Below are 26,942 nucleotides of genomic sequence, written 5' to 3'. Positions count from 1 at the left end.
CGCCGTGCTGAGCACCATGCAGGACGTACCGCTGACTGTCACCCGCATCCTCGAACACGGGATGACCATTCACGGGAAGTCCCAGGTCACGACCTGGACCGGTGAGCCCGAGCCCCAGCGGCGCAGCTTTGCCGAGATAGGCCGGCGGGCCACGCAGCTCGCGAACGCGCTGCGCGACGAGCTCGGTGTCGACGGCGACCAGCGGGTAAGCACCCTCATGTGGAACAACGCCGAGCATGTCGAGGCGTATCTCGCGATCCCTTCGATGGGCGCGGTCCTGCACACGCTCAACCTCCGGCTCCCCGCCGAGCAGCTGATCTGGATCGTCAAGCACGCCGACGACAAGGTCGTCATCGTCAACGGCTCCCTGCTGCCACTCCTCGTGCCGCTCCTCCCCCACCTGCCGTCGATCGAGCATGTGATCGTCACGGGGCCGGGAGACCGTTCCGTCCTCGACGGCGCGGCGCCCCGGGTGCACGAGTACGAGGAGCTGATCGCCGGCCGCCCGACCGGCTACGACTGGCCCGAGCTCGACGAACGCCAGGCCGCCGCCATGTGCTACACCTCCGGCACCACCGGTGACCCCAAGGGCGTGGTCTACTCCCACCGCTCCATCTACCTGCACTCCATGCAGGTCAACATGGCCGAGTCGATGGGCCTGACCGACAAGGACACCACGCTGGTGGTCGTCCCCCAGTTCCATGTGAACGCGTGGGGTCTGCCGCACGCCACGTTCATGTCCGGCGTCAACATGCTCATGCCGGACCGGTTCCTGCAGCCCGCCCCGCTCGCCGACATGATCGAGCGCGAGAAGCCGACCCATGCCGCCGCCGTCCCCACCATCTGGCAGGGGCTGCTCGCCGAGGTCACCGCCAACCCGCGCGATCTCACCTCCATGGCCCGCGTCACCATCGGCGGCGCAGCCTGTCCGCCCTCCCTCATGGAGGCGTACGACAAGCTCGGCGTCCGCCTCTGCCACGCCTGGGGCATGACGGAGACCTCGCCGCTCGGCACCATGGCCAACCCGCCTGCCGGGCTGACCGAGGAGCAGGAGTGGCCCTACCGCGTCACCCAGGGCCGCTTCCCGGCCGGCGTCGAGGCGCGCCTGGTCGGCCCCGGCGGCGAGCATCTGCCGTGGGACAACGAGTCGGCCGGTGAGCTGGAGGTGCGCGGCGCCTGGATCGCCGGTGCCTATTACGGGGGCGCGGACGGCGAGGCCCTGCGCCCCGAGGACAAGTTCAGCGAGGACGGCTGGCTGAAGACCGGTGACGTCGGCGTGATCAGCGAGGACGGCTTCCTCACCCTCACCGACCGGGCCAAGGACGTCATCAAGTCCGGCGGCGAATGGATCTCCAGCGTCGAGCTGGAGAACGCGCTCATGGCGCACCCGGACGTGGCCGAGGCGGCGGTCGTCGCCGTCCCGGACGAGAAGTGGGGCGAGCGCCCGCTCGCGACCGTCGTCCTCAAGGACGGTGCCACCACCGAGTACGAGGTGCTGAGGAACTTCCTCGCCGAGTCCGGCATCGCCAAGTGGCAGCTGCCGGAGCGCTGGACGCTCATTCCGGCGGTGCCGAAGACGAGCGTCGGAAAATTCGACAAAAAAGTGATCCGCAAGCAGTACGCGGAGGGCGAGCTGGACATCACCCGGCTCTGACCCGACCCGGTCGGGGAGTACGACGAGGGCGGTACGGGATCTCCCGTACCGCCCTCGTCGTCATCTCCGGGCGTTCGCCCGGCCGTTCGCGTCCGTGGCCGTACTGCGTGTCCGTACGCGTCAGTTCGTGCCGATCTTCGCGAGCAGGTCGACGATGCGCGACTGCACCTCGTCGCTGGTGGAGCGCTCGGCCAGGAAGAGGACGGTCTCGCCCGAGCTGAGCTTCGGCAGCTCCGACCCGGTCATGTCGGCGGAGGTGTAGACGACCAGCGGGGTCCGGTTCAACTGGCCGTTGGCACGCAGCCAGTCGACGATTCCGGCCCGGCGGCGGCGTACCTGCATCAGGTCCATCACCACCAGGTTGGGCCGCATCCGGGTGGCGAGCGCCACCGCCTCGTTGTCGGTGGAGGCCCGCGCGACCTGCATGCCACGGCGTTCCAACGTCTCCGTCAGCGCCAGCGCGATCTCCTCGTGCTCCTCGATCAACAGCACACGCGGCGGATGCTGTTCGCTGTCGCGCGGGGCGAGCGCCTTGAGGAGCACGGCCGGGTCGGCACCGTACGCGGCCTCCCGCGAGGCCTGCCCCAGACCGGCCGTCACCAGCACCGGGACCTCGGCCGCCACCGCCGCCTGACGCAGCGACTGCAGCGCCTTGCGGGTGATGGGGCCGGTGAGCGGGTCGACGAAGAGCGCGGCGGGGAACGCCGCGATCTGGGCGTCGACCTCCTCGCGCGAGTGCACGACCACCGGCCGGTAGCCGCGGTCGCTCAGTGCCTGCTGGGTGGAGACATCGGGCGCGGGCCAGACGAGCAGCCGACGCGGGTTGTCCAGCGGCTCCGGGGGCAGCTCGTCGTCGACCGGCTGCGGCGACGGACGGTTGGCGACCTCGACCGCGCCACCCGGACCATCCAGCGGCTCGGGCCCCTCGGCTCCCTCATCGGGTGCCCCTATGGCGTACGCGCGTCCTTCGGCCTCGGGAGCGGAGAGCAACTGCCCCGAACCCGGGCCCTGGCCCTGCGCGGCGGCGGACTGTGCAGACGCGGACTGCTGGGTGCGCTCTCCCTCCGGCGGGGCGGCGAGCTTACGGCGCCGGCCGGCACCGCCGAGCGTCTGGTTCTGCTGGTGCGCGATGTGCTGGGCGAACGGCACACCCTGCCCGAGTGTCCGCACGCTGAACGCGCGTCCCTGCGTCGAGTCCGACGAGCCGCCGGGCATCGGTGCCTCCGCGGGCAGCGGCTGCCTGCGCGCGTCCGCCGCGGGCGCGATGTTCCGCGGACGGCTCTCCGCGATGCCGGTGGCATCGGCGGTGCCTGCGACGGCTGTGGTGCCGGTGGTGTGCGTGGTGTGGCCGGCCGCGGGCCATTCCGGATCGCCGCCGGACCGGCTGCCGGGGTGATCGCCGGGGTGATCGCCGGGGTGGCCGTCGACCCGGTCGTCGGCCTGTTCGCCGGGCGTGGCCGGCGCGGCCGGGCCCTGCCCCGAGGAGCCGTTCTCCGCCCGGTCGCCGGACCGCACGGGCTGCTGCTCCGCAGGCTGCCCGACGGCCGGTCCGGTCTGCTGGGGAGCGTCGGCGCGATGCGCCCGGCGCTGCCCGGTCGCTGCGGAGTGCGCCTGCGGCGGTGTGTGGTTGTCGTCCGGCGCGAGGCGTACGGCGTCGTGGCGTCCGGGCAGCGAGGCGTCCGCTTCGGTGGCCGTGGGCGGGGTCCGGTCGGCATCCGCGGGCGGGAGTGCGAACGCGGTACGAGGCCCGGTCGGCTCGGCCTGAGCCGAGCGCTCCTGCACGGCCGCCAATGCACGTCGCGCTCGCCGCCCGGTCGGCTGAGGCGCCGAACCGTCACCGGCCTGCGGGAGGCCTTCGGCGGCAGGTGCGGAAGCAGAAGCTGAAGCGGAAGACGGCAGGGCCAGCTGGTTCTCGCCGCCCTGGCGCGCCTGGTGTCCACCCACAGGCACCGGCATCGGCGTCTCGGCCGGAACGCCCTGCGGAGGCACGGTCTGCCCACGCTGCGGACGGCCACCGCCACCCTGCGCGCCCTCGGCCGCCGTCACCACCGCCCCCTCGGACGGTGCCGGGGCCGCGGGCAGCGCCAATGCCTGGCCCGGCCCCTGCTGCTCGACAGCAGGCTGCCCAGGCCTCTGCCCCTGCGCCTGCTCGGGCAACTGGGACAGCTGAGCCGGAAGTGAATGCTGAGCACCGGTCTCGGCCGGACTCGGCCGCCCACGCCTGCGCCCCGACCCCTCGCTCTGCTGGGCCGGAACGATCTCGTGCGGGCCGTGCGCGCTCTGCGCACCCTGTGTCTCCTGCGAGCCCTGCACCGCGGGCTCACGACGTGCCCGTCGGCGCCCCGTCGGCTCGGCCGCAGCGGTGTCTCCGTCCCCGGACCCGGCCCCCGCCCCGGAACCGCCCACGGGGCTCTCCAGGAACGCGTCCGTGGACGCCCGCCGCGCCCGCCGCCGTCCGCCGCCCGGCGCGGCCTGACCGGCCGTCGGCTCCGGCCCGGGTTCGGGCTCCGGCTCGGGCTCCGGTGACGTCATCGTTCCCGAGCCCGCGCCCAACGGCACTTCGAGCACATACGCGCTGCCGCTCATCCCCGGCACCTCGTGCGTCTGGAGCACGCCGCCGTGCGCCCGTACGATCCCGCGCACGATCGGCTCATGCACCGGGTCTCCCCCGGCGAACGGCCCGCGCACCTCGATCCGTACGACCTCACCGCGCTGCGCCGCCGCGACGACGACCGTCGAGTCGACGTAGCCACCGCCCGGTACCACGCGGGTCTTGCCGGTCGAGTCGACCCCGGCGACATCCGCGACCAGATGGGCGAGCGCGGTCACCAGCCGGGCCGCGTCCACCTCGGCCTCGATCGGCGGCGCGTGCACCGCGAACTGGGCGCGCCCGGGACCGATCAGCTCGACGGCCGCGTCGATACCGGCCGTCACGACCGAGTCGAGCAGCACGTTCGCCCTGACCAGCTCCTCCGAGCCGGCGTCCAGACGCTGGTAGCCGAGCACATTGTCGACGAGCGTCGTCATCCGGGCGTAGCCCGCGGCCAGGTGGTGGAGGATCTGGTTGGCCTCCGGCCACAGCTGGCCGGCCGGGTCGGCGGCGAGCGTGGAGAGTTCGCCGCGCAGTTCCTCCAGCGGCCCGCGCAGCGACTCGCCGAGTACGGCGGTGAGCTGGGTGTGCCGGGCGGTCAGCGCCGCCAGCTGTTCGGCCTGCGCTTCCAGTTCGGCCGTGTAGCGCTCGGCCCGGTCGGCCAGCTCCGCGCTGTGCCGTTCCGTCAGCCCGGTGACCTCCGCGGTGTGGCCCGCGCCCAGTTCGGCGACCTCGGCCTTGTGCTGCTCGCTGAGCTCCTCGTACGGCCTGCGGTCGGTGAACGTCATGACCGCACCGACCAGCTGGTCCCCGTCCCGGACCGGCGCGGTGGTCAGATCGACCGGCACCTGCGCACCGCTCTTGGACCACAGGACCTGCCCGCGCACCCGGTGCTTGCGGCCGGACCTGAGGGTGTCGGCGAGCGGCGACTCCTCGTACGGGAACGGCTCGCCCTCCGCCCGCGAGTGCAGGATCAGCGGATGCAGTTCCTGGCCACCCAGATCGCTGGCGCGGAAGCCGAGGATCTGTGCGGCGGCGGGGTTGACCAGGACGACCCGGCCGTCCGTGTCCGTGCCGACGACGCCCTCGGCCGCGGCCCGCAGGATCATCTCGGTCTGCCGCTGCGAACGGGCCAGCTCGGCCTCGGTGTCGACGGTGCCCGACAGATCCCGTACGACGAGCATCAGAAGCTCGTCACCCGTATAGCTGCCGCTGTAACTGCTCTGGAAGTCGTTGTACGCGGCCTGCCCGTCCTCCAGGCTGGCGCTGGTGACCTCGACCGGGTACTCGTTGCCGTCGGTCCGGCGTGCGGTCATCCGGGTCGGCTTCGTGCGGCCGCGGTCGTCGGCGGACTCGGGCCGGCGCATCGACCCCGGAATCAGCTTGGAGTCGAACTCCGGCAGCAGGTCGAGGAGCCCGCGCCCGACGAGCGCGGTGCCCGGCGTCTCGAACATTTCCAGCGCGATGGTGTTGGCGTTGACGACCGTGCCGTTGCAGTTGACGAGCAGCAGCCCGTCAGGGAGTGCATCGAGTATGGCTGCGAGGCGAGCAGTGCCTCGGGATGGCCTGCTGCTCACGACGACGCTTCCTCCCTGATTACCGCACCTTGCCGACAGCGGGCCCCATCTTGCCCCTCGGGCCGCAGGCTGTCACGGAAGGAGTCTAAAGGCAGGGGAGGGGCGTGGGGCGGCGGATGGGGGGAGCTCTCACCAAGGTTCTGTGCATACGGTGTACGACTCCAGCCCGTCACGTGACGTTCGATGGGCCCTGGACAGGGATGCGGACCCCTGCTCATCGGACGTTGGGGAGCACCGGCCGCAGCCCGTTCCAGCGCGAGATCGCGCAGCCGTCGGTCCGGTCGAAGACCGTGTCGATGCCCCTCCCCCGCCAGGTTCCGGTGACCCGGGCGGTGGCCGGACCCCCGAACTGCTGGGTGCACATCGCGTCCCCGGGCACCGGGGCGAACGGGTCCGCGCCCTCGCCCGCCAGCTCCTCCAGCCGGTCACAGGCCTGCTGCGCCGCCGGGTGGCTGCCGCCCGCCGGTCCGCACTTCAGCTCGAAGACGCCCTCGGCCGCGGGATCCCCCGTGCCCGAGACCGTCACCGTCAACCGGGTACCGGCGTCGTCGGCGTGCAGCAGGGGCAGAGGCAGCGGCAGGGGCAGCGGAAGGGGGCCGGTGGCCGCGGTCGCGGCCGGCGCGGCGGCGGACAGCGCGGCGAGAGACGCGATGGCGGTGAGGGCGAGGCGACGCAACATGCGGGCTCCTGTGCTCGTGCACTTCGACGAGAGGGACGGGACAGCGGGTGGAACGAATGGAAGAACAGGAAGGCGGCGCCTCCCTCATCTCACTAACGCTCCGCACGCCACGGCGTTGCGCAACCGCAGGCGCTTTGCCCTCGTGCCCGACTGCCTAGTACCGTAGGCAGCGATTGGTGAGGCAGTGCTCAGCTGTGTCATCATCTGCACGCACCACTTGCGCTCGCGCGGGGTGTGCTGGAGGCGTCGCCTAGTCCGGTCTATGGCGCCGCACTGCTAATGCGGTTTGGGTCTTAAAGCCCATCGAGGGTTCAAATCCCTCCGCCTCCGCTTCATCACCGAAGCCCCGTGTCACTGACACGGGGCTTCGGTCGTATCCGGACCCGGGTGGTCCGGATGTGGCCCCGCGGTGGCCCGCGGCTCGCTCGGGTGTCCGGTCGGCCAGTCGCCCGCGGCAGCCTCAAACGGGGCGTTTTCGCAGGTCAGAGGCGGTGCGGCTAATGGATTTCGCGCTACGGCGCAGGTCATGTAATGTTGTTCCCGCAACGCCGACCAGGCAGAAAAGCCCGGGAGGTAAAACCAGCGGTTAACACCGCAGGCAAGCACTCGTAGCTTAACGGATAGAGCATCTGACTACGGATCAGAAGGTTGCAGGTTCGAATCCTGCCGAGTGCACAGTCGCAAGAGGCCCCCGGATTCATCCGGGGGCCTCTTGGTATTTCCCCCGCCTGAATCGGAATCCGGGAGTTCGCGCATGGGGTGGCAGTGCACCGGGCTGCGATGGCCCGACGCGCAGGGGTCGCCCGTGCTGGGGTGGCGGCGGGGCGGGGCCGTTCGGGTGAGTGCGCTGTCCTACGGGACGGAGCTCGGCTTCCGGGCCGTGGGGGAGCGATGCTGCGTCGGGGCGCGCGGGAACGCGTGTCCGGTGAAGGCCGTGGTGTCGGGGCGGAGCGCGGGGGCGCGATGTCCTGAGTGCGCGCGGCTGGACCGGGCGCACTCGGTGGCCGCCGACACGATCGCCGATGACCCCCGGACGTACCGCGTGTATCTCGCCTGGTTCGGGCCGGGGATGGTGAAGGTCGGGATCACCGCCGAGGAGCGGGAGGCGGCGAGGCTGCGGGAGCAGGGGGCCGTGGTGTTCAGCTGGCTGGGGCGGGGGCCGTTGATGGCGGCGCGGCGGACCGAGGAGCTGCTGCGGTCGGCGCTCGGGGTGCCGGACCGGATTCCGTACGCCAGGAAACGGGCCGTGCGCGCGGTGCTGCCGGGGGTGGCGGAACGGCGGGCCGAGGTGGCGCAGCTCTACGCGCGGGCCGCGGCGCTGGAGGGGGCCGGGTGGCCGGACTCGCTGGAGCGGTTGCCGTTCGAGGCGGTCGATCATGCCGGGCTGTTCGGTCTCGACGGCGCGGTCGAGGTGGCGTGGGCGGTCACCGAGTTGGTCGACGGGGGCGTGGTGGCGGGGCGGCTGGTGGCGGCTGCGGGGCCCGATCTGCATCTGGAGACGGTGAAGGACGGGGTCGTGGTGCTGGACACCCGGCTGATGACCGGGTGGGAGCTGGCGGGCGCCGACGCGCGGGCGGGGGTGGGCGTGCCGGTGACCGACATCGGGGGCGGTGGCGTGCAGGGCGGGCTGTTCTGAGATCGTCGGGGCCGGACGGTGAAAGGGGTGGCAATGAGTGGTGACGCCGACGACGTCGTGCGGTTCCGGGAGCGGCTGGGGCTGCCCGGGATCATCGATGTCCATACGCACTTCATGCCGGAGCGGGTGCTCCGCAAGGTCTGGGCGTACTTCGACTCCGCGGGGCCGCTGACCGGGATGGAATGGCCGATCGAGTACCGGCACGACGAGGACGAACGCCTCGCGCTGCTGCGTTCGTTCGGCGTGCTCCGGTTCACCTCGATGCTCTACCCGCACAAGGCCGGCATGGCGGCCTGGCTGAACGGCTGGGCGGCCGACTTCGCGCGCCGGGTGCCGGACTGTCTGCACACCGCGACGTTCTTCCCGGAGGAGGGCGTGGAGCGGTACGTACGAGAGGCCGTGGAGGCGGGGGCCCGGGTCTTCAAGTCGCACCTTCAGGTCGGCGCGTACGACGCCAACGACGCGCTGCTGGAGCCGGTGTGGGGGCTGCTCGCGGAGGCCGGGGTTCCGGTGGTGATGCACTGCGGCTCCGGGCCGGCGCCCGGCAAGTACACGGGGCCCGAACCGGTCGGCCGGCTGCTCGCCCGGCATCCGCGGCTGCGGCTGATCGTGGCGCACATGGGGATGCCGGAGTACACGGAGTTCCTGGCGCTGGCGGAGACGTACCCGGAGGTACGGCTCGATACGACGATGGCGTTCACGGACTTCACGGAGGACTTCACGCCGTTCCCGGTGGCCGAGCGGGGGCGGCTCGCGGCGCTCGGGGACCGGATCCTGCTGGGGACGGACTTCCCGAACATCCCGTATCCGTACGCGCATCAGCTGGACGCGCTGGAACGGCTGGAGCTGGGGGACGACTGGCTGCGCGCGGTCTGTCACGGGAACGCGAGCGTGTTGTTCACCGTGGACTGACGGCCCATGAGGGCCGCTTTCTCAGGGAATTCACAGAATCGGGAAAGGGCCCTCTCAGAGGAGCCTCACAGGGTTGAGGCATGACGACGACGACCTCGCCGCAGGGGCGTACCGAACTGCTGAGGGCGGACCGCAGCCCCGTCCGTGTGCTGGTGGTGGACGACGAGGCTCCGCTCGCCGAGCTGCTCTCCATGGCCCTGCGTTACGAGGGCTGGGAGGTGCGCAGCGCCGGGGACGGTGCCGGTGCCGTACGGATGGCGCGCGATTTCCGTCCCGATGCGGTGATCCTCGATGTGATGCTGCCCGACACGGACGGGTTCGCCGTGCTCGGCAGACTGCGCAGGGAGCTCTCCGAGGTCCCCGTGCTGTTCCTGACCGCGCGCGACGCGGTGGAGGACCGGATCGCCGGGCTCACGGCGGGCGGCGACGACTACGTCACCAAGCCGTTCAGCCTGGAGGAGGTCGTGGCGCGGCTGCGTGGGCTGATCCGGCGGTCCGGTACGGCGGCCGTACGCAGCGAGTCGACGCTCGTCGTCGGCGATCTGATGCTCGACGAGGACAGCCATGAGGTGAGCCGGGGCGAAACGTCCATCCACCTCACGGCGACCGAGTTCGAGCTGCTGCGCTTCCTGATGCGCAATCCGCGGCGGGTGCTGAGCAAGGCACAGATCCTGGACCGGGTATGGAACTACGACTTCGGCGGGCAGGCGAACGTCGTCGAGCTGTACATCTCGTATCTGCGCAAGAAGATCGACGCCGGGCGGTCGCCGATGATTCACACCCGGCGCGGGGCGGGATACCTCATCAAGCCAGGTGAGTAGGCGTGTGAACCGGCGGCGGGGGCCGTGGACGCTGCGGACCCGGCTCGTGGTCTCGGCGGTGGCGCTGATCGCCGTGGTCGCCGCGGTCATCGGCTCGGTCACCACCATCGCCTTCCGCAGCTATATGTACGGCAAGCTCGACGATCAGCTGCATTCCATCACCGTGCGGGCCTCCAAGCCGCCCCTCGGCGCAGGGGGGCCGATGCCCGGCGGTGCACCGCAGGGCGACGACCCGCTGGCCTTCGTCGACGCGCGGGGGCTGCCCGTCGGCGCCTTCGGGGCCGTTCTGGCGGACGACGGCTCGGTCACCGAGTCGAGGGTGGTCGCGGAGAGCAGCAGCACGCCGGGGCTGGGGACCGAGGACGGCGGGAAGCCGATGACCGGCGCCCAGCAGAGCGCCCTGGAAGCGGCGGACACCCCTGTCGATGGCGGGGCGCAAAGCATCGACCTGCCCGGACTCGGCTCCAACCGGGTGGAGGCCGTCACGGGCCCGCAGGGGACGACGATCCTCGTCGGCATCCCCGCCGCCGAGGTGAGCTCTGCCCTCACCATCCTGATCCTCGTCGAGGTCTGTGTCACCGGAGCCGGTCTGATCGCGGCCGGCATCGCGGGCGCCGCCATGGTCGGTGTCGCGCTGCGGCCGCTGCGCCGGGTCGCCGCGACCGCGACCCGGGTCTCCGAACTCCCGCTGCACAGCGGTGAGGTGGCCCTCCTGGAGCGGGTCCCGGAGGCCGAGGCCGATCCGCGGACCGAGGTCGGGCAGGTGGGCGCGGCGCTCAACCGGATGCTGGGCCATGTCGGTTCGGCGCTGGAGGTGCGGCAGGAGAGCGAGATGCGGGTACGTCAGTTCGTCGCGGACGCCAGCCATGAGCTGCGCACCCCGCTGGCCTCGATCCGCGGATACGCCGAACTGACCCGGCGCGGCGGCGAGGAGACCGGCCCCGACACCCGGCATGCCCTGGGGCGGATCGAGTCCGAGGCGGAGCGGATGACGGGCATGGTGGAGGATCTGCTGCTGCTCGCCCGGCTGGATGCCGGGCGCCCGCTGAGTCACGAGAGCACCGATCTCTCGCCGGTCGTCGTCGACGCGGTGAGCGATGCCCGCGCCGCCGGGCAGGGGGATCACCACTGGCGCCTCGAACTGCCGGACGAGCCCGCGACCGTGTACGGCGATCCGACCCGGCTCCATCAGGTGCTGGTCAATCTGCTGGCGAACGCCCGTACGCACACCCCGCCCGGCACCACCGTCACCGTGCGAGTGCGTGCCACCACCGGCCACCCCTGGGTGACGCTGGAGGTCCAGGACGACGGGCCCGGCATTCCGCCTCGGCTGCTGCCGCATGTCTTCGAACGGTTCGCGCGCGGCGATGCCTCGCGCTCCCGCCACGCGGGTTCCACCGGGCTCGGTCTCGCCATCGTGCACGCCGTCATCGCCGCGCACGGCGGCCGGGTGGGGGTGGCCTCGGTCCCGGGACACACGGTGTTCGCCGTCCATCTGCCGGCGCTTCCCGTGGTTGCTCCGCACTCACAGCAGGGGGACAGGCTCAGCACATCGGCGTGACAGCGGGGCCGGCGAGTGTCGATGGCATGCGAACCGACACTCCTTGGAGCACCCTGCCGGCCCGGGACCACCTCCTCGCCGGAGCGGTCGATGCGGCAGGTGTACCCGTACTCGATGTGGTGGTACCCGTCTTCAACGAGGAGAAGGACCTCGAGCCGTGTGTGCTGCGCCTGCACGACCATCTGGCGCGCACCTTCCCGTACGCCTTCCGGATCACCGTCGCGGACAACGCGAGCACCGACCGGACACCGCAGGTGGCGGCCCGGCTCGCGGCGGCGCTGCCCCGGGTGCGGTCGTACCGGCTGGCGGAGAAAGGCCGCGGGCGGGCGCTGCGCACCGTCTGGTCGCACTCGGACGCCCCGGTCCTGGCGTACATGGACGTCGATCTCTCCACCGACCTCAACGCGCTGCTGCCGCTGGTGGCGCCACTGATCTCGGGCCACTCGGACCTGGCTGTCGGCTCACGGCTGGCCCGTAGCTCGCGGGTGGTGCGCGGATCGAAGCGGGAGTTCATCTCGCGCGCCTACAACCTCATTCTCCGCTCGTCGCTGGCCGCGCGGTTCAGCGATGCGCAGTGCGGATTCAAGGCTGTCCGACGTGAGGTCGCGCAGCGGCTGCTGCCGATGGTCGAGGACACGGGTTGGTTCTTCGACACCGAGATGCTGGTGCTCGCCGAGCGCGCCGGGCTGCGTATCCACGAGGTGCCGGTCGACTGGGTCGACGATCCCGACTCCACCGTCCACATCGTGCGGACCGCGACCGAGGATCTGAAAGGGGTGTGGCGGGTGGGGCGGGCGCTGGCGGTCGGCGCACTGCCGCTGGACCGGCTGGCGAGGCCCTTCGGGGACGATCCGCGCGACCGCGCTCTGAGCGGGGTGCCGCGCGGCCTGGCCCGGCAGCTCGTCGGATTCTGCGTCGTCGGCGCGCTTTCCACGCTCTTCCATCTCGCCCTGTACTCGCTCTTCCGGCTGTGTGTCGGCCCGCAGGTCGCCAACGGCGGCGCGCTGCTGGTGTCCGCCGTCGCCAATACGGCGGGCAACCGCAGGCTCACCTTCGGCGTGCGCGGCCGGGGCGGAGCCGTACGCCATCAGGCGCAGGGCCTGGTCGTCTTCGCCATCGGTCTCGCGCTGACCAGCGGCTCGCTGGCCGCACTGGGAGCCGCGTCCGGATCGCCGTCCCACGGCACGGAACTCGCCGTTCTGATCGCGGCCAACCTCGCGGCGACGGTGCTGCGGTTCCTGCTCTTCCGCGCCTGGGTCTTCCCGGAGCGGGCCTCCGGGGGGCCCGTGGCTTCCGCGGCCTCTGCGGCTCCCGCCTCGGCCGGGCGCGCCGATGACACTCACCACGAACTGGGGAACGTCCGATGACCACGCTGCGTCCCGACCGCCTTCCGGCCTCGCCGGATGCGCCGACGTCCCCGCCACCGGCCGCCGGGGCCGGCCACGCGCGCCCGGACAAGTCCTTGGCGCGCCGCGTGTGGCGGGGCAGGCCCGAGGACCCGTGCTGGGCGCGGCCCGCCTTCCTGGCCATGCTGCTGGTCATCGCGCTCGCGTACCTGTGGAACCTCAGCGCCTCCGGGTACGCCAACTCCTTCTACTCCGCAGCCGTCCAGGCCGGCAGTCAGAGCTGGAAGGCCTTCTTCTTCGGCTCGTTGGACGCTGCCAACGCGATCACTGTCGACAAGCCCCCGGCCACACTCTGGCCGATGGCCCTGTCGGTGCGGATCTTCGGCCTCGGTTCGTGGGCGGTTCTGGTTCCGCAGGTGCTGATGGGGGTGGCCACGGCCGGGGTGCTGTACGCGGCCGTACGCCGCCGTTTCAACGCCCCTGCCGGGCTGATCGCGATGGCGGTGTTCGCGCTCACGCCCGTCGCCGCGCTGATGTTCCGCTTCAACAACCCGGATGCTCTGCTGGCGTTGCTGATGACCGTCACCGTCTACTGCGTGCTGCGCGCGATGGAGAACGGCCGTACCAAGTGGCTGGTGTGGGCGGGTGTCGCGGTCGGTTTCGCGTTCCTGTCCAAGACCCTGCAGGCGTTCTTGATCCTGCCGCCGCTGGCCGTGCTGTACGCGGTGTTCGCGCCGGTCTCCGTACGCAAGCGGTTCGGCCAACTCGGGCTCTCGGCGCTCGCGATGGTCGTCGCGGGCGGCTGGTGGGTGGCGATCGTCGAACTGTGGCCCGCCTCGTCGCGTCCGTACATCGGCGGCTCGCAGAACAACTCCTTCCTGGAACTGACCTTCGGCTACAACGGCCTCGGCCGGATCAACGGCGATGAGACCGGCAGTGTCGGAGGGGGCGGGGGTGGCGGCGGTCAGTGGGGGGAGACCGGCATCGGCCGGATGTTCAACGCCGAGGTCGGCGGCCAGATCTCCTGGCTGCTGCCCGCCGCCCTGATTCTGCTCGCCGCGGGTGTCTGGCTCACCTGGAAGGCCAGGCGCACCGATACCGCCCGGGCGGCGTTCCTCGCCTGGGGCGGCTCGCTGCTGATGACGGCGGTCGTCTTCAGCTTCATGGCCGGCATCTTCCACCAGTACTACACGGTCGCCCTGGCTCCGTACATCGCGGCGCTCGTCGGTATGGGCACCACGGTTCTGTGGGAGGAGCGGACCAGGTGGTGGGCGCGTGGAGCGCTCTGCGTGACGGTCGCGGTGACCGCGCTCTGGTCGTACGTCCTGCTGGGCCGGACTGCGGACTATCTGCCGTGGCTGCGCTGGGCCGTCCTCATCGGCGGTCCGGCCGCAGCGGCGGGCCTGCTGCTCGCTGCACGTCTCGGACGCCAACTGGCGCTCGCAGCGGTGGGGGTGAGCCTTGTCGCGTCGCTGGCCGGGCCGACGGCGTACACCCTCAGCACGCTGAACACCGGACATCGGGGCTCGATCGTCACGGCAGGTCCGTCCGGCGCCAGTTCCATGGGCGGTCCCGGTGGCGGCGGCCGGGGCGGCCCAGGTGGCATGGGCGGTGGAATGCGGCCCCCCGGCCAGGGCAACCAGCAGGACGGCGGTATGGGTCAGCCCCCGACTGGCGGCCAGGGCGGCAACCAGCAGAACGGCCGGCAGCCGGGAGCCATGCCCGGTACAGGCACCGCACCCGGCACCGGCACCGCACCCGGCGGCACGGGCGAAGACGGCACCCCAGGAGGCGGCGGCATCGGAGGTCTGCTCAACGGCTCGTCCGTCAGCGCCGAGGCCGAGAAGCTCCTGGAGAAGAACGCCGGCGACTACACCTGGGCCGCCGCCGCCATCGGCTCACAGAACGCAGCGAGCTACCAACTCGCCACCGGCGACCCGGTGATGGCGATCGGTGGCTTCAACGGCAGTGACCCGTCCCCGACGCTCTCCCAGTTCAAGAGGTACGTCGAGGACGGCAGGATCCACTACTTCATCGCGGGCGGGATGGGCGGGGGTGGCGGCAACAGCGGCATCTCGTCCCGGATTTCCTCCTGGGTGGAGGAGAACTTCGAGGAGGTCACGGTCCACAGTGCCACCTTCTACGACCTGACCCAGCCGAAGAGCGGCGAGTAGAGGCTCAGCGCCGCAGCAGCAGATCCGCGACAACCGGGCGGTGGTCCGAGGCAAGCGTCTCGGCCACCGTCGCGTCGCGTACTCGTACGGAATCCTTCGACACCGCCACGTAATCGATCCGCTGCACCGGATCCTGCGCCGGGTAGGTCGGCCCACCGGGCTCGATGTCCGTCAGCTCCTCCCACAGCGGGGCGAGTTCGGGAGCGGCCGGTGCCGCGTTGAAGTCGCCGAGCAGGATCTGCCGCACCTTCTGCCGCCCCGGTGCCTCGTCCTCGGCCATGACCCGGCGGGTGTCGGCGACCTGGGCGGTCCGTACGGACGGGTTGCCGCGGTAGTCGAGGTGCGTCACATACACATGCACGGGCAGCCCCTTCACCCGCAGGACCACCTCGCCGAAGCCGGGCGCGGGGGCCGGAACCGGGTTCGGGTCCTGGGTGGAGAGCCGGGTGATCTCGTGGTTCTCGGCGCTCACGATCCGGTACCTGGACAGCACCGCGACACCGAACTCACGCCGGGGCGCACCCGGAGTTTCGGGGGCGAGGCTGTAGATCGGGGCGAACGAGACCTGCATGTGCAGCCGCTCGGCCAGCTCGGCCGCCAGATCGCGCCACTCGCTGCGGGTGCCCCAGTGGACGTCGACCTCCTGGAGCCCGATCACATCGGCGTCCAGTGAGCGGAGCTCGGCGGTCTGCCGGTCGAGATCGAAGACATTGTCCATGCCGGCGCCTGCATGGATGTTGTACGTGGCCACACGCAGCGGCACCGCGTGCCCCTGCCCGGCGGCCGATGCCGGGGGCGCGAAGGCGGTGCCCAACAGGCCCGCTGCGATGAGCACTTCCACCGTACGACGACGCAGTGACATACCACTCCAGTCCTTGTCGGATCAGCGGCGAGCACGGTACCGCGCGGAAATGAGTTGTACAGCGTATGGGGATTGGTTATACGGTGTACATCTCGTTCTCGTACACCGTATAAGGCACCAGGAGTCCGCATGACGGCGACCGCCGCCGAGCAGAACCGCCTCACGCCACCGAGCCACCCGCAGCGCTGGCTGATCCTCGGCGTCATCTGTCTCGCCCAGCTCACCGTGCTGCTCGACAACACCGTCCTCAACGTCGCGATCCCCTCCCTCACCCAGGAGCTGGATGCCTCCACCGCCGATGTGCAGTGGATGATCAACGCCTATTCGCTGGTCCAGTCGGGTCTGCTGCTCACGGCCGGCAGCTCCGCCGACCGCTACGGCCGCAAGAAGATGCTGGTCGCGGGGCTCGCCCTGTTCGGCATCGGCTCGCTGGTGGCCGGACTGGCCCAGTCGTCCACGCAGCTGATCGCCGCCCGTGCGGGCATGGGCATCGGCGGTGCGCTGCTGATGACGACGACCCTGGCCGTCGTCGTGCAGATCTTCGACGACTCCGAGCGGGTCAAGGCGATCGGCATCTGGTCGACCGTCAGCTCGCTGGGCTTCGCCGTCGGACCGCTGATCGGCGGAGTGATGCTCGACCACTTCTGGTGGGGCGCGATCTTCCTGATCAACATCCCCGTCGCGGTCATCGGCCTGGTCGCCGTCGTCCGGCTCGTCCCGGAGTCCAAGAACCCCAGTGGCGAGCGCCCCGACCTGCTCGGCGCGCTGCTCTCCACCATCGGTATGGCATCCGTCGTGTACGCGATCATCTCCGGCCCGGAGCACGGCTGGACGTCGGGCCGGGTACTGCTGACCGCCTTCATCGGGGTCGCCGTCCTCACCGGGTTCGTGCTGTGGGAGCTGCACATCCCGTACCCGATGCTGGACATGCACTTCTTCCGCAACCAGAAGTTCATCGGGGCGGTCGCGGGCGCGATCCTGGTCGCGTTCGGGATGGGCGGCTCGCTCTTCCTGCTCACCCAGCAGCTTCAGTTCGTCGTCGGCTACGGGCCACTGGAAGCCGGTCTGCGTACGGCTCCGCTGGCGCTGAGTGTCGTCGCGCTCAACCTCACCGGACTGGGAGCCAGGCTGGTGCCCAAGCTGGGCACGCCCGTCACCATCGCGGCCGGGATGAGCCTGTTGGCCGCGGGTCTCGCCGCGATCGCGCTGCTCGGCGGCGACGGCTACGGCGGCATGCTGCTCGGCCTGGTCGTGATGGGCGCGGGCATCGCGCTCGCCATGCCCGCCATGGCCAACGCGATCATGAGCGCCATTCCGCCGGAGAAGGCAGGCGTGGGTGCGGGGGTCAACGGCACGCTCGCCGAGTTCGGCAACGGTCTGGGGGTCGCCGTCCTCGGCGCGGTGCTCAATTCCCGGTTCGCTGCGCTCGTGCCCGCGGCCGTCGGGGCCGCCTCGCTGCCCGCCGCGCTGGCCTCGGCCACCGACGACGGGGAGCGTGAGCGGATCACGGACGCCTTCGCCTCGGGACTGGAGACCAGCCAGCTGGTCGGAGCGGTGGCGGTGCTGGCCGGCGGCCTGCTGGCCGCGACGCTTCTGAGCCGTGCGGAGCGGGCAGAATCTGCCCGGGCCACCTCGGCCGAGGCCGAGGTGGCGGCATAGCATCGAGGCGGGGCGCATCGGACCGTACGGATCCGCTTCGTGCGCACGAGTACGCATCCGGTCCGTCCCGCCGGCAAGACGAGGAGAGTGCGCCATGGTGTCCGCGGCCGACCGTGTGAAGAACCCCGCCAGGACCAGCGTGTGGCTGGATCAGAGGACACCGTCGCGCACCCGTAAATCGGACCAGCCGGCCGGTCTCGACCGGGACAGGATCACTGCGGCTTCTGTCCGGCTGCTGGACGCCGAGGGCCTCGCCAAGTTCTCCATGCGCCGGCTCGCCGCCGAGCTGGACGTCACCGCGATGTCCCTCTACTGGTACGTGGACACCAAGGACGATCTGCTGGAGCTGGCCCTCGACTCGGTCTACAGCGAGATCGCGCCCCCTCGCGAGGACGCGCACTGGCACGACCGGCTGCGCGAACTGGCCGTATCCTACCGGGAATTGCTGGTCCGGCATGGCTGGGTGTCGCCGCTCGCCGGCCACTTCCTCAACATGGGCCCCCACTCGATGCTGTTCTCGCACGCCATGCAGGACGTGGTCCGGGCGACGGGGCTGCCGCTGCACCAGCAGACGGGGGCGCTCTCCGCGGTCTTCCAGTTCGTGTACGGATTCGGCACCATCGAGGCCCACTTCGTGCAGCGCAGCGCGGAGTCGGGGGTCAGCCAGGACGAGTTCTTCCAGCAGGCGCTGGGCACCATCCGGAGCCAGCCGCAGCTCAGCCGGATCGTCGAGTCCTCGCAGGACCTGATGGACGCCCGCGGTGGCGACACGGTCGAGGAGATGCGCGACCGGGACTTCACCTTCGCCCTGGACCTGCTGATCGCGGGCATCGAGGCGATGAGGGACCGCTGAGACCTCGTTCGTCCCTCAGTACCCGTCCTTCGCGGGGGTTGGTAACTGCTCGCCGGGGAGTGCGCATGACGCCGGTTAGCTCGATCGTGTGATGGTCCGCTCGCGGGCTTGCGGTGCCCTGGGCCGACCCGGTTGACGTGATCGTGCGGTCTGGGACGCCGGGTGCGGCGCCGGCGTGCGGGGCCCCGGTCCACGGGAGTGATGGTTCGGGGCCTCCCCGTCGCCTCTGGCCGTATCCACATGGCCAGGTGGCGCAGGGAACCGGCCTCCCGGGATCGGACCACGCACGGGATGCATGTCGCCGCCCCGGGGTTGAGCACGCCGGGGACCGGTGCGCCCAAGACCGTTCGGAGACAGCAGACAGCAGACAGCAGACAGCAGACAGCAGACAGCAGTCAGCAGTCAGCTGCCGGGTGCCAGGTGGGCGGGGAAGCCGCCGGTTGCGACCGGGCCCCAGCGCTCCGGAGTGATCCGGATGATCGACTTCCCCTGCTTCACCATCGCCGCCCGGTACTCGTCCCAGTCCGGGTGCTCACCCGAGATGTTCCGGAAGTACTCGACGAGCGGCTCGACCGAATCCGGTGAGTCGATCACCTCGGCCGAGCCGTCGATCTGCACCCACGGCCCGTTCCAGTCGTCGGACAGGACGATCACGCTGACCCGCTCGTCCCGTTTCGCGTTGCGGGTCTTGGCCCGTTCGGGGTAGGTCGAGACGACGATCCGTCCTGCGTCGTCGACGCCGCAGGTCAGCGGGGAGCCCTGGGGGCGGCCGTCGGACCGGGTGGTCAGCAGGATCGCCCGGTGCCTGGGCCGTGCGAAAGCCAGCAACTCGTCGAGTTCCACGGCGGTGTTCGTCGCGATGTCGGGTGCCATGTCCGCAGACTACGACGGCAGGGACTCACCCTGCACGGCCTGGATGTCGAGCTCCACCCGCAGCGTCGTACCGATCGCCGAGATGCCGGCCTGCACCACCTGGTTGTAGTTCATGGCGAAATCGTCGCGGCGCAGCTCTGCCGCTGCGCTGAACGCCGCACGCACCCCGCCCCACGGGTCGGGGCCGGTGCCGAGGTAGCTCAGGTCCAGGTCGACCGGGCGCTCGACGCCGCGCATCGTCAGCAGGCCGTGCACGGTCCAGCGGTCGGGGCCGGCCGGGGTGAGCCCGTTCGAGCGGTACGTGATCTCCAGGAACCGGTCCGCGTCGAGGAAGTCCGGCGAGCGCAGGTGCTTGTCCCGCATGCCGTTGCCCGTGTCGATGCTGGCCGCGCTGATCACGGCGTCGACGCGGGAGCGGTGGACCTCCTCGGCGATCTCGATCCGGCCGCTGAACTCGGTGAACCGGCCGTGCACGCTGGAGATCCCCAGGTGCTGCGCGACCGCGCCCACCGAGGAGTGCGCCGGGTCCAGTGACCAGGCGCCCGGCGGCGGCAGCTCCACACCGCCCTGGCGGGCCAGCACCACCGTGCCGGCCTCGACCCGTCCGCTCGCGGTGACGAGGGCGGTGGAGGCGGCGGGGGCGTACCCGACCGCCGTGACGATCACTGTGTACGCGCCGGCCTGCAGGGGAGTGTCGGTCCGCACCGCCCCGTCCTCGTCGGCAGTGGCCCGCAGCACCTGCGCGCCGGTCATGTCGGTGACCGTCACGACGGCGTGCTGGACCGCCCAGCCGTCCCGCGTCCGTACCTGTGCGCGAAGTCCCATCCCGTTTTCTCTCCTTGCTCAATGACTCAATGAGTCGGGCCCCGGGGCGGGGACGGCAGGCCGTCCCCTGCCTGCCGTCCCCGCCACCGGGGCCCATTTCCACCGGCCGGTACAGCGTCTCCGCTCGAAACGCCGACCCGCCAGGGGTCTGTGGTTACTCGCCGGGGTGGGCGAGCTCGATGTCGTGGCCGTCGACCCCGCGACCGGCCACGGTCAGCGCGCCGGCCACCGGCGGGTAGCCGGTCGCGATGACCGAGTACTCGCCCGCGTCCAGGTCGGCGAAGGCGTACGCCCCGTCGTCCCCGGTCGTCGAGGTGGCGACCACATTGCCCGCCGCGTCGACCAGCGTGACCCGGGCGTCCGGCAGCGGCCGCCGGCCGGAACCGGCCCGCACGACGCCCTGCACCAGCGCACCGGACTGCAGTGCGGCCTCGATCCGGGTGACGCCCTGGCCACCGATCTCCACCGGCAGCGCCAGCGGACGGAACCCTGCGGCGTTCACCGCGACGGTCACCGAACCGGGGACCAGCTCACCGAAGGTGAACTCGCCCGTCTCACCGGACTTGCCGGTGGCCAGCACATCGCCGCGCACATCGGTCACGATGACCATGGCGCCCTCGACCGCCAAAGCGGTCTCGGCGGTGCGCACGATCCCGGCCAGGCCGCTCGTACCGGACAGCAGGATGTCGTACGGGAGCGGCTCGTCACCGACGACCACGGTGGACGCCTGCGGCTGGAAGCCGTCGGCGGACGCGATCAGAACGTAGCTGCCGGAGCCCGGCGCGTCCAGACCGTAGCTGCCGTCGGCCTGGGAGACGGAGCGCCCCAGCTGCCGGCCGGCCAGCGAGATCAGCGTGACGGCGGCCCGTGCGACGGGTGCGCCCTCGGCGCCCCGCACCACGCCGTGCACGGACGTGCCCTGCAGGGTGGCGACCGGGGCTTCCAGGGTGTCGACCGAGGAGACCGGGGCGGCCTGGGCCGTTGCCCGGGAGACCGGTGCGGCAGCGGTGGCCGGAACCTCGACCGTCTCCGCGACGGGGACCTCGGCCGTGGCCGGGGCGTCGCTCGCGGCGTTCGACTTCAGAGCGACCTCCTTGATGAAGATCGTGATCAGGAAGGCGATCAGCGCGGCCGGGGCGGCGTACAGGAAGACATCGCCGACACCGTGCCCGTAGGCGCTCTCCACGACCGTACGGAACGGTGCGGGCAGCTTGTCCAGGTCGGGGATGCCCCCGCCTCCGGTGCCGCCGTGGCCCATGGCCGCGCCCTTGGGGCCGAGCTCCGCGAGGCCGTCCTTGACGTAGTGGGTGACGCGGTTCGCCATGACGGCGCCCAGCGCCGAGACGCCGATCGCACCACCGAGGGAACGGAAGAAGGTGACGACGGAGCTGGCCGAGCCGAGGTCGGCCGGAGCGACCTGGTTCTGCGCGGCGAGCACCAGGTTCTGCATCATCATGCCGATGCCGAGACCCATGACGGCCATGAAGACCGCGATGTGCCAGTACTCCGTGTCGTACCGGATGGTGCCCAGCAGCCCGAGCCCGGCGGTGACCAGGAAGCCACCGCTGACCAGCCAGGCCTTCCAGCGGCCGGTCCTGGTGATGATCTGGCCGGAGACCGTCGAGGAGACGAACAGACCCGCGATCATCGGGATCGTCATGACACCGGACATCGTCGGCGACTTGCCGCGCGCCAGCTGGAAGTACTGGCTGAAGAAGACGGTGCCCGCGAACATCGCGATACCGACGAACAGCGAAGCCAGCGAGGTCAGCGTGATGGTGCGGTTGCGGAAGAGGCGCAGCGGGATGATGGGCTCGCTGGCCCGCGACTCGATGAAGACGAAGAGCAGGGTGAGGATCAGGGAACCCGCGAGCATCACGCCGGTCTGCCACGACAGCCAGTCGTACTTGTCACCCGCGAAGGTCACCCAGACGAGCAGCAGCGACACGGCGGCGCTGATGAAGAGCGCACCCCACCAGTCGACCTTGACCTCACGCTTCACGACCGGGAGCTTCAGGGTCTTCTGCAGCACGACCAGCGCGACGATGGCGAACGGCACACCGACGTAGAAGCACCAGCGCCAGCCCATCCAGCTGGTGTCGGTGATGACACCGCCGAGCAGCGGACCACCGACGGTGGCGACGGCGAAGACCGCGCCGAGGTAGCCGCTGTAGCGACCGCGCTCGCGCGGGGCGATCATCGCCGCCATCACGATCTGCGCGAGGGCGGAGAGTCCGCCGACGCCGATGCCCTGGACGACACGGCAGGCGATCAGCATGCCGCTGCTGGTCGACATACCGGCGACGACCGAGCCCGCGACGTAGATGACGAGGGCTATCTGAACCAGCAGCTTCTTGCTGAACAGGTCGGAGAGCTTGCCCCACAGAGGGGTGGTGGCGGTCATCGCCAGCAGCGAGGCCGTGACGACCCAGGTGTAGGCGCTCTGGCCGCCTCCGAGGTCGGAGATGATCTCCGGAAGGGCGTTGGAGACGACCGTCGACGACAGGATCGCGACAAACATGCCGAGCATCAGCCCGGCCAGTGCTTCCATGATCTGCCGGTGTGTCATCGGCGCGCCGGACGAGGCATCGGATGATCCCCCGTGCTTGGCGTGGCCGCCCCGCACACCGGTTGGTGTGGTCGTAGCCATTGAGTTCCTTGTCTTTGCTTCTGTTACACAGGTGTACGGGTGTGCGAGTCGTTGTCGCTGTCGGCATGCCGGGAGCAGTCGCTGGTGTGCTTTCCGGGGAGGCACCCGCCGGGGCCGCGACAGGCAAAACTGTCGCGCAGCCTGGCCAACAGCGTGTTGAGCTGTCCGACGTCGTCGTCGGACCAGTCCGAGAGGTTGTGGATGAACATTTCGGTGGTCCGGCGGTTCAGATCGCTGAGCACGTCGTGTCCGGCGGGGGTCAGCCGCAGGATGCGGGACCGCTTGTCCGCCGGGTCCGAGGAGCGTTCGATCCAGCCGCGCTCTGCCACATGGGCGACATGACGGCTGGTCACCGACATGTCGACGGCCATCAGCTCGGCCAGTCTGCTGATCCGCATTTCGCCGTGTTCACGGAGAAGTGCCAGTACGGCCGCCGAGCCGCCAGGGCATTCGGGGGGCAGCATGCGGGCGAGACCCCGCTTGACGGCCCCGATGGCGCTGAGCTGCCGGGCCAGTTCTTCGTACTGACTTCGTACGGCCACGGGCCCTCCAGACATCTCACCGGTTCATCTTGTTGCTTAGGGCAACCATAGAAGCTGTTGGTTGCTGCAGGCAAACGAAATGGAGCTTGCAGAAGTAAAGGAAAGCAAAAGGCTGCGTAGGGCTCGGGTCAAAGCCCCAGCGTGTGGGGCGTGGGCCGTGACGGGTGTGTCTCGTGCCACACCGGAGGCGTGGACGGCGGCTCCGAAACGGCAGTAGCCCCCGAGTGTCAGTCGGGGCCCGGCTGACACCCCGCAGGGGCATGGGGTGTCGCCGGACCGCTAGGGTCCTGACCCATGGCACACAACCGTTCCTTGGCGCCCGACGCGAGGAGCTGTGCGTCTGACGGGCCCTCCCGAACGGTCTTGGGCGACCTGGTTCTCCGCTTTCGCACCCCGGTAGCGGCACGCGTCACGCGCGTGATGCCAGTCCGTGGCGGGCGGAGCCCCTGGTGCGGGAGGGGTCGAGCGTTGGCCGCAGGACCGTCTCGCACGTGACGACGCTACAGTTCCACAGGCTTCATATCGCAGTATCCGATGAGCACTTCACCCGATCGAGTGGGAACGTATCCATGCGTAATCAGCCGCCGGTAAATGGCAACCCCCAGGGCCCCGAGGGCAATTACGACCCCGCGGGCAGCACCCAGATGTTCCGCGCCTTCGTCGACGAGGGCGAGCCGCAGCGCCGGCAGCAGCCGGCTGCCTCGTCCGGGTCGAAGACCGGGGTGATCGTCATCGTCGTCGCGGTGATCGTCGTCCTCGCGGCGGTCGCCTGGCTCGCGCTCGGCTGACCGGCGCACCGGTTCTTCCGTACCTCCTGCCTCCACCCGTCACTTCAATACGGCGGTGACGTCCCGGGTCTCGACATGCATCCCCAGGGGCACCCGCCAGGCGTCCACGCAGACGGTGTACGTCTTCGTCCGCGCCGCTCCCGCGTCGATCGGCGCGGGCAGTGGCTCGGTCGACTCGATGGTCGCCCAGTCGATCCCCAGCCCGCCGATGATGTGCGTGGCGAAGGTGACGGTCCCCGAGCGCGCCGGTGATCCTCCGGTGTTGCGGAACTCCACAGTCACCTTCTCGCACCAGCGCTCGTCCGCTGCCGCCCGCTCGGGGGCACCCACCACCAGCACGGCAGGCCTCGCGGGCGCGGTGGAGCCGGGAGCCGAGGGGGTTGCGGGGCCCGTGGAGCCGCCTTTGGGGCCACCGGGGCCGGTCGTACCGTCCGTACCGCCGCCCGCACTGCCGGTGCCGTTGCCCGCGCCGACTGTGCCGGGGCCGGTTGTGCCGCGCGGTCGGCCGGCCGCGCCACTGGCAGTGCTCGTACCCCCGGAGCCGTCGCCCGCGGCGGAGGCGGCCGGCGAAGGCCCGCTGCCGCCGGCCCGGTCTCCGGCACTCCCGCCGCCCTTGCCACCCCTGTCCAGCGGCACCAGCGTCACCTTCCCCGACGGCGCCACCGCTCCCGACGGCGCTCTCTCGGGGCCCGCGCCTGCCGCGCCGACCGCCACGTAGCCGTCGTCCGCCGTCCCGCCGCCGCAGGCGGCCAGCGCTCCGCCCAGACACAGCACGGCCACCGAGGCGGCGATCACGGTGCCCCGGCGGCCGGTCGAGTCGCGTATCTGACGTTGCATCGCGCCAGTGTGGCTGACGGCCCGTCAAATCGGAACCCTCGTGCCACGGTGTGGCGGTCCACGGCGGTCAGTCTGCGATGAGCCCTTCCCTGAGCTGGGCGAGCGTACGGGTCAGCAGGCGTGAGACGTGCATCTGCGAGATGCCGACCTCCTCGCCGATCTGGGACTGCGTCATGTTGGCGAAGAACCGCAGCATGATGATCTGGCGTTCGCGCGGCGGGAGTTTGGCCAGCAGCGGCTTGAGCGATTCGCGGTACTCGACGCCCTCCAGTGCCGAGTCCTCGTATCCGAGCCGGTCCGCGAGGGAGCCCTCGCCGCCGTCGTCCTCGGGCGAGGGCGAGTCCAGCGAGGAGGCGGTGTACGCGTTGCCGACGGCCAGCCCGTCGACCACGTCCTCCTCGGAGACGCCGAGCGCCTTGGCCAGCTCGGGCACGGTCGGCGAGCGGTCGAGCTTCTGGGCGAGCTCGTCGCTGGTCTTGGTCAGCGCGAGCCGCAGCTCCTGGAGGCGGCGCGGGACGCGCACCGACCACGAGGTGTCGCGGAAGAAGCGCTTGATCTCCCCGACGACGGTCGGCATCGCGAACGTCGGGAACTCCACGCCCCGTTCGCAGTCGAACCGGTCGATCGCCTTGATCAGGCCGATCGTGCCGACCTGGACGATGTCCTCCATCGGCTCGTTGCGGCTCCGGAACCGCGCCGCGGCGTAACGCACCAGCGGGAGGTTGAGCTCGATGAGTGTGTCCCGTACGTAGGCACGCTCCGGGCTGTCCGTTCCATCGGGGCCCGGCGCGGGCCCCAGTGCGGCGAGCCGCAGGAACAGGGAGCGGGACAGAGTGCGGGTGTCGATGGCTTCCGACGAGCTGGTGAGCACAACGGGTGCGGGTGCGCTCTTCGTGAGCGTGAGCACCTTCGAGCTGCCCTGTTCTGCGGACATGCCACCCCCTTGAGGTCGCGGACGGTCGCGTTGAGCCGCGACCATCGGAGGAACGCAGCCTCCACCTGAATACCGGCGGCGGGGCCACGGCAAACGCGGTTCCCGCAGAATGTCACATGTCGGCAACACGCTGTAGTGACATGTCGACAAGTCTTTGTGGCATCTGCGCAGTTAACGGGGGGTGTGCGGCATTTCGGCCGCCCGAACCGGACTTCGAGCGCTCTACCCGTTCCGGTTACGCCTCGATCCTGTTTGCGGATCGAAGTCGGGCGAAACTACGGGCCAGCAGCCTTGACACATGCATCTGGGACACACCCAGTTCGGCGCTGATCTGCGACTGCGTCAGATTGCTGTAGTAGCGCAGCAGCAGGATGCGCTGCTCGCGCTCGGGCAGCTGTACGAGCAGATGCCGGACCAGGTCGCGGTGCTCGACCCCGGCGAGGGCGGGGTCCTCGTAGCCGAGCCGGTCCAGCAGGCCGGGCAGCCCGTCGCCCTCCTGCGCGGCTTCCAGCGAGGTCGCGTGGTAGGAACGGCCGGCCTCGATGCAGGCCAGCACCTCGTCCTCGGAGATCCTCAGCCGCTCGGCGATCTCCGCGGTTGTGGGAGAGCGGCCGTGAGCGGTCGTCAGATCCTCGGTGGCGCCGGTGACCTGGACCCAGAGCTCATGCAGCCGGCGCGGGACGTGGACGGTCCGTACGTTGTCGCGGAAGTACCGCTTGATCTCGCCGACGACGGTCGGCATCGCGAAGGTCGGGAACTGGACACCGCGTTCGGGGTCGAACCGGTCGATGGCATTGATCAGCCCGATCGTGCCGACCTGGACGACGTCCTCCATCGGCTCGTTACGGCTCCGGAAGCGCGCCGCGGCGTACCGCACCAGGGGGAGGTTCGCCTCGATCAGCGCCGCCCGTACGCGGCCGTGCTCCGGGGTCCCCGGCTCAAGGTTCTTGAGCTGTCCGAAGAGGACCTGGGTGAGCGCCCTGGTGTCGGCGCCCCTGGCCCTGGCGGGCGGTGTCGTGCTGTCGGGCGTCTCGGTCTCGACGGTCTCGACAGGCTCGACGGGCTGGACGGTCTGGGGAGGCACTTGAGGCGCTGCACTGGCCGGCACGGTCACGCCACCCCTTTGCGGTCAACTTCGGTCAACTCATCCGTCAAAAGCGGTCATAGCA

At 70.7% G+C, this 26,942-nt stretch carries 20 protein-coding genes and 2 tRNA genes; 12 read left to right on the top strand and 10 right to left on the bottom strand.

Annotation, left to right across the window (positions count from 1 at the left end):
* The first annotated feature begins 4 nt into the window (after positions 1-4).
* On the top strand, positions 5-1,654 hold the full coding sequence (locus tag IEZ15_RS12295) for a long-chain fatty acid--CoA ligase (RefSeq protein WP_189276523.1): 1,650 nt from the start codon (positions 5-7) through the stop codon (positions 1,652-1,654).
* Between the two features lie 120 nt (positions 1,655-1,774).
* Here IEZ15_RS12295 and IEZ15_RS12290 read toward each other — a convergent pair whose 3' ends face one another.
* Both IEZ15_RS12290 and IEZ15_RS12285 read right to left on the bottom strand, forming a co-directional pair.
* Positions 1,775-5,821, bottom strand: a complete 4,047-nt coding sequence (locus IEZ15_RS12290) for a PAS domain-containing protein (protein WP_189276521.1) — start codon at positions 5,819-5,821, stop codon at positions 1,775-1,777.
* A gap of 214 nt (positions 5,822-6,035) precedes the next feature.
* On the bottom strand, positions 6,036-6,500 hold the full coding sequence (locus IEZ15_RS12285; RefSeq protein ID WP_189276519.1) for an SSI family serine proteinase inhibitor: 465 nt from the start codon (positions 6,498-6,500) through the stop codon (positions 6,036-6,038).
* 239 nt (positions 6,501-6,739) lie between these two features.
* Here IEZ15_RS12285 and IEZ15_RS12280 point away from each other — a divergent pair.
* From IEZ15_RS12280 to IEZ15_RS12245, 8 genes are all read left to right on the top strand, one after another.
* A tRNA-Ser gene (locus tag IEZ15_RS12280) sits at positions 6,740-6,830 on the top strand.
* Positions 6,831-7,102: 272 nt separating this feature from the next.
* Positions 7,103-7,175: transfer RNA gene (locus tag IEZ15_RS12275), tRNA-Arg, on the top strand.
* Positions 7,176-7,254: 79 nt separating this feature from the next.
* Entirely contained in the window at positions 7,255-8,136 is an 882-nt protein-coding gene (locus tag IEZ15_RS12270) for a DUF2797 domain-containing protein (RefSeq protein WP_189276517.1), read from the top strand.
* Between the two features lie 33 nt (positions 8,137-8,169).
* Positions 8,170-9,048 (top strand): amidohydrolase family protein, encoded by an 879-nt coding sequence (locus tag IEZ15_RS12265; RefSeq protein ID WP_189276515.1) that lies wholly within the window; start codon positions 8,170-8,172, stop codon positions 9,046-9,048.
* Between the two features lie 80 nt (positions 9,049-9,128).
* Positions 9,129-9,869, top strand: coding sequence for a response regulator transcription factor (locus tag IEZ15_RS12260; RefSeq protein ID WP_114245611.1), 741 nt, complete (start codon positions 9,129-9,131; stop codon positions 9,867-9,869).
* 4 nt (positions 9,870-9,873) lie between these two features.
* On the top strand, positions 9,874-11,430 hold the full coding sequence (locus tag IEZ15_RS12255) for a HAMP domain-containing sensor histidine kinase (protein ID WP_229845856.1): 1,557 nt from the start codon (positions 9,874-9,876) through the stop codon (positions 11,428-11,430).
* 26 nt (positions 11,431-11,456) lie between these two features.
* Positions 11,457-12,797, top strand: a complete 1,341-nt coding sequence (locus IEZ15_RS12250) for a bifunctional glycosyltransferase family 2/GtrA family protein (protein ID WP_229845855.1) — start codon at positions 11,457-11,459, stop codon at positions 12,795-12,797.
* Positions 12,794-14,950 carry an ArnT family glycosyltransferase gene (locus tag IEZ15_RS12245; RefSeq protein ID WP_189276513.1) on the top strand — a complete coding sequence of 719 codons (2,157 nt, stop codon included), beginning with the start codon at positions 12,794-12,796 and terminating at the stop codon, positions 14,948-14,950. Before IEZ15_RS12250 ends, IEZ15_RS12245 begins: the two co-directional genes overlap by 4 nt.
* 4 nt (positions 14,951-14,954) lie before the next feature.
* On the opposite strand, the gene IEZ15_RS12240 is transcribed toward IEZ15_RS12245, so the two are convergent.
* On the bottom strand, positions 14,955-15,812 hold the full coding sequence (locus IEZ15_RS12240; protein ID WP_189276511.1) for an endonuclease/exonuclease/phosphatase family protein: 858 nt from the start codon (positions 15,810-15,812) through the stop codon (positions 14,955-14,957).
* A gap of 129 nt (positions 15,813-15,941) precedes the next feature.
* Here IEZ15_RS12240 and IEZ15_RS12235 point away from each other — a divergent pair, with 129 nt between their 5' ends.
* Together IEZ15_RS12235 and IEZ15_RS12230 are read left to right on the top strand one after the other, a co-directional pair.
* Positions 15,942-17,471 (top strand): MFS transporter, encoded by a 1,530-nt coding sequence (locus IEZ15_RS12235; RefSeq protein WP_189276509.1) that lies wholly within the window; start codon positions 15,942-15,944, stop codon positions 17,469-17,471.
* Between the two features lie 94 nt (positions 17,472-17,565).
* Positions 17,566-18,324 carry a TetR/AcrR family transcriptional regulator gene (locus tag IEZ15_RS12230; RefSeq protein WP_189276507.1) on the top strand — a complete coding sequence of 253 codons (759 nt, stop codon included), beginning with the start codon at positions 17,566-17,568 and terminating at the stop codon, positions 18,322-18,324.
* A 402-nt stretch (positions 18,325-18,726) separates the two neighbouring features.
* Here IEZ15_RS12230 and IEZ15_RS12225 read toward each other — a convergent pair whose 3' ends face one another.
* The 4 genes from IEZ15_RS12225 to IEZ15_RS12210 all read right to left on the bottom strand — a co-directional run bounded on the left by IEZ15_RS12225 (position 18,727) and on the right by IEZ15_RS12210 (position 23,214).
* A complete protein-coding gene (locus IEZ15_RS12225) occupies positions 18,727-19,197 on the bottom strand; it encodes a PPOX class F420-dependent oxidoreductase (protein WP_189276504.1) in 471 nt (156 codons plus the stop codon).
* Positions 19,198-19,206: 9 nt separating this feature from the next.
* On the bottom strand, positions 19,207-20,022 hold the full coding sequence (locus IEZ15_RS12220) for a YceI family protein (RefSeq protein WP_189276502.1): 816 nt from the start codon (positions 20,020-20,022) through the stop codon (positions 19,207-19,209).
* A 154-nt stretch (positions 20,023-20,176) separates the two neighbouring features.
* Positions 20,177-22,591 (bottom strand): MFS transporter, encoded by a 2,415-nt coding sequence (locus IEZ15_RS12215; protein WP_506353966.1) that lies wholly within the window; start codon positions 22,589-22,591, stop codon positions 20,177-20,179.
* A 104-nt stretch (positions 22,592-22,695) separates the two neighbouring features.
* Positions 22,696-23,214: a MarR family winged helix-turn-helix transcriptional regulator gene (locus tag IEZ15_RS12210; protein ID WP_189276499.1), complete on the bottom strand. Its 519-nt coding sequence runs from the start codon at positions 23,212-23,214 to the stop codon at positions 22,696-22,698.
* 569 nt (positions 23,215-23,783) lie between these two features.
* Here IEZ15_RS12210 and IEZ15_RS12205 point away from each other — a divergent pair.
* Entirely contained in the window at positions 23,784-24,002 is a 219-nt protein-coding gene (locus IEZ15_RS12205) for a hypothetical protein (RefSeq protein ID WP_189276497.1), read from the top strand.
* Positions 24,003-24,041: 39 nt separating this feature from the next.
* Here IEZ15_RS12205 and IEZ15_RS12200 read toward each other — a convergent pair whose 3' ends face one another.
* The 3 genes from IEZ15_RS12200 to IEZ15_RS12190 all read right to left on the bottom strand — a co-directional run bounded on the left by IEZ15_RS12200 (position 24,042) and on the right by IEZ15_RS12190 (position 26,881).
* On the bottom strand, positions 24,042-24,839 hold the full coding sequence (locus tag IEZ15_RS12200; RefSeq protein ID WP_189276495.1) for a hypothetical protein: 798 nt from the start codon (positions 24,837-24,839) through the stop codon (positions 24,042-24,044).
* A gap of 67 nt (positions 24,840-24,906) precedes the next feature.
* Positions 24,907-25,773 (bottom strand): RNA polymerase sigma factor SigF, encoded by an 867-nt coding sequence (locus IEZ15_RS12195; RefSeq protein WP_093900059.1) that lies wholly within the window; start codon positions 25,771-25,773, stop codon positions 24,907-24,909.
* A 235-nt stretch (positions 25,774-26,008) separates the two neighbouring features.
* Positions 26,009-26,881 (bottom strand): RNA polymerase sigma factor SigF, encoded by an 873-nt coding sequence (locus tag IEZ15_RS12190; RefSeq protein WP_189276493.1) that lies wholly within the window; start codon positions 26,879-26,881, stop codon positions 26,009-26,011.
* Positions 26,882-26,942 lie beyond the last annotated feature (61 nt).

Source organism: Streptomyces atratus (assembly GCF_014648655.1).
GTDB classification, from domain to species: domain Bacteria; phylum Actinomycetota; class Actinomycetes; order Streptomycetales; family Streptomycetaceae; genus Streptomyces; species Streptomyces atratus.
The sequence above is the reverse complement of the archived record's forward strand: the minus strand, read 5'-3'. Positions and strand labels throughout refer to the sequence as shown.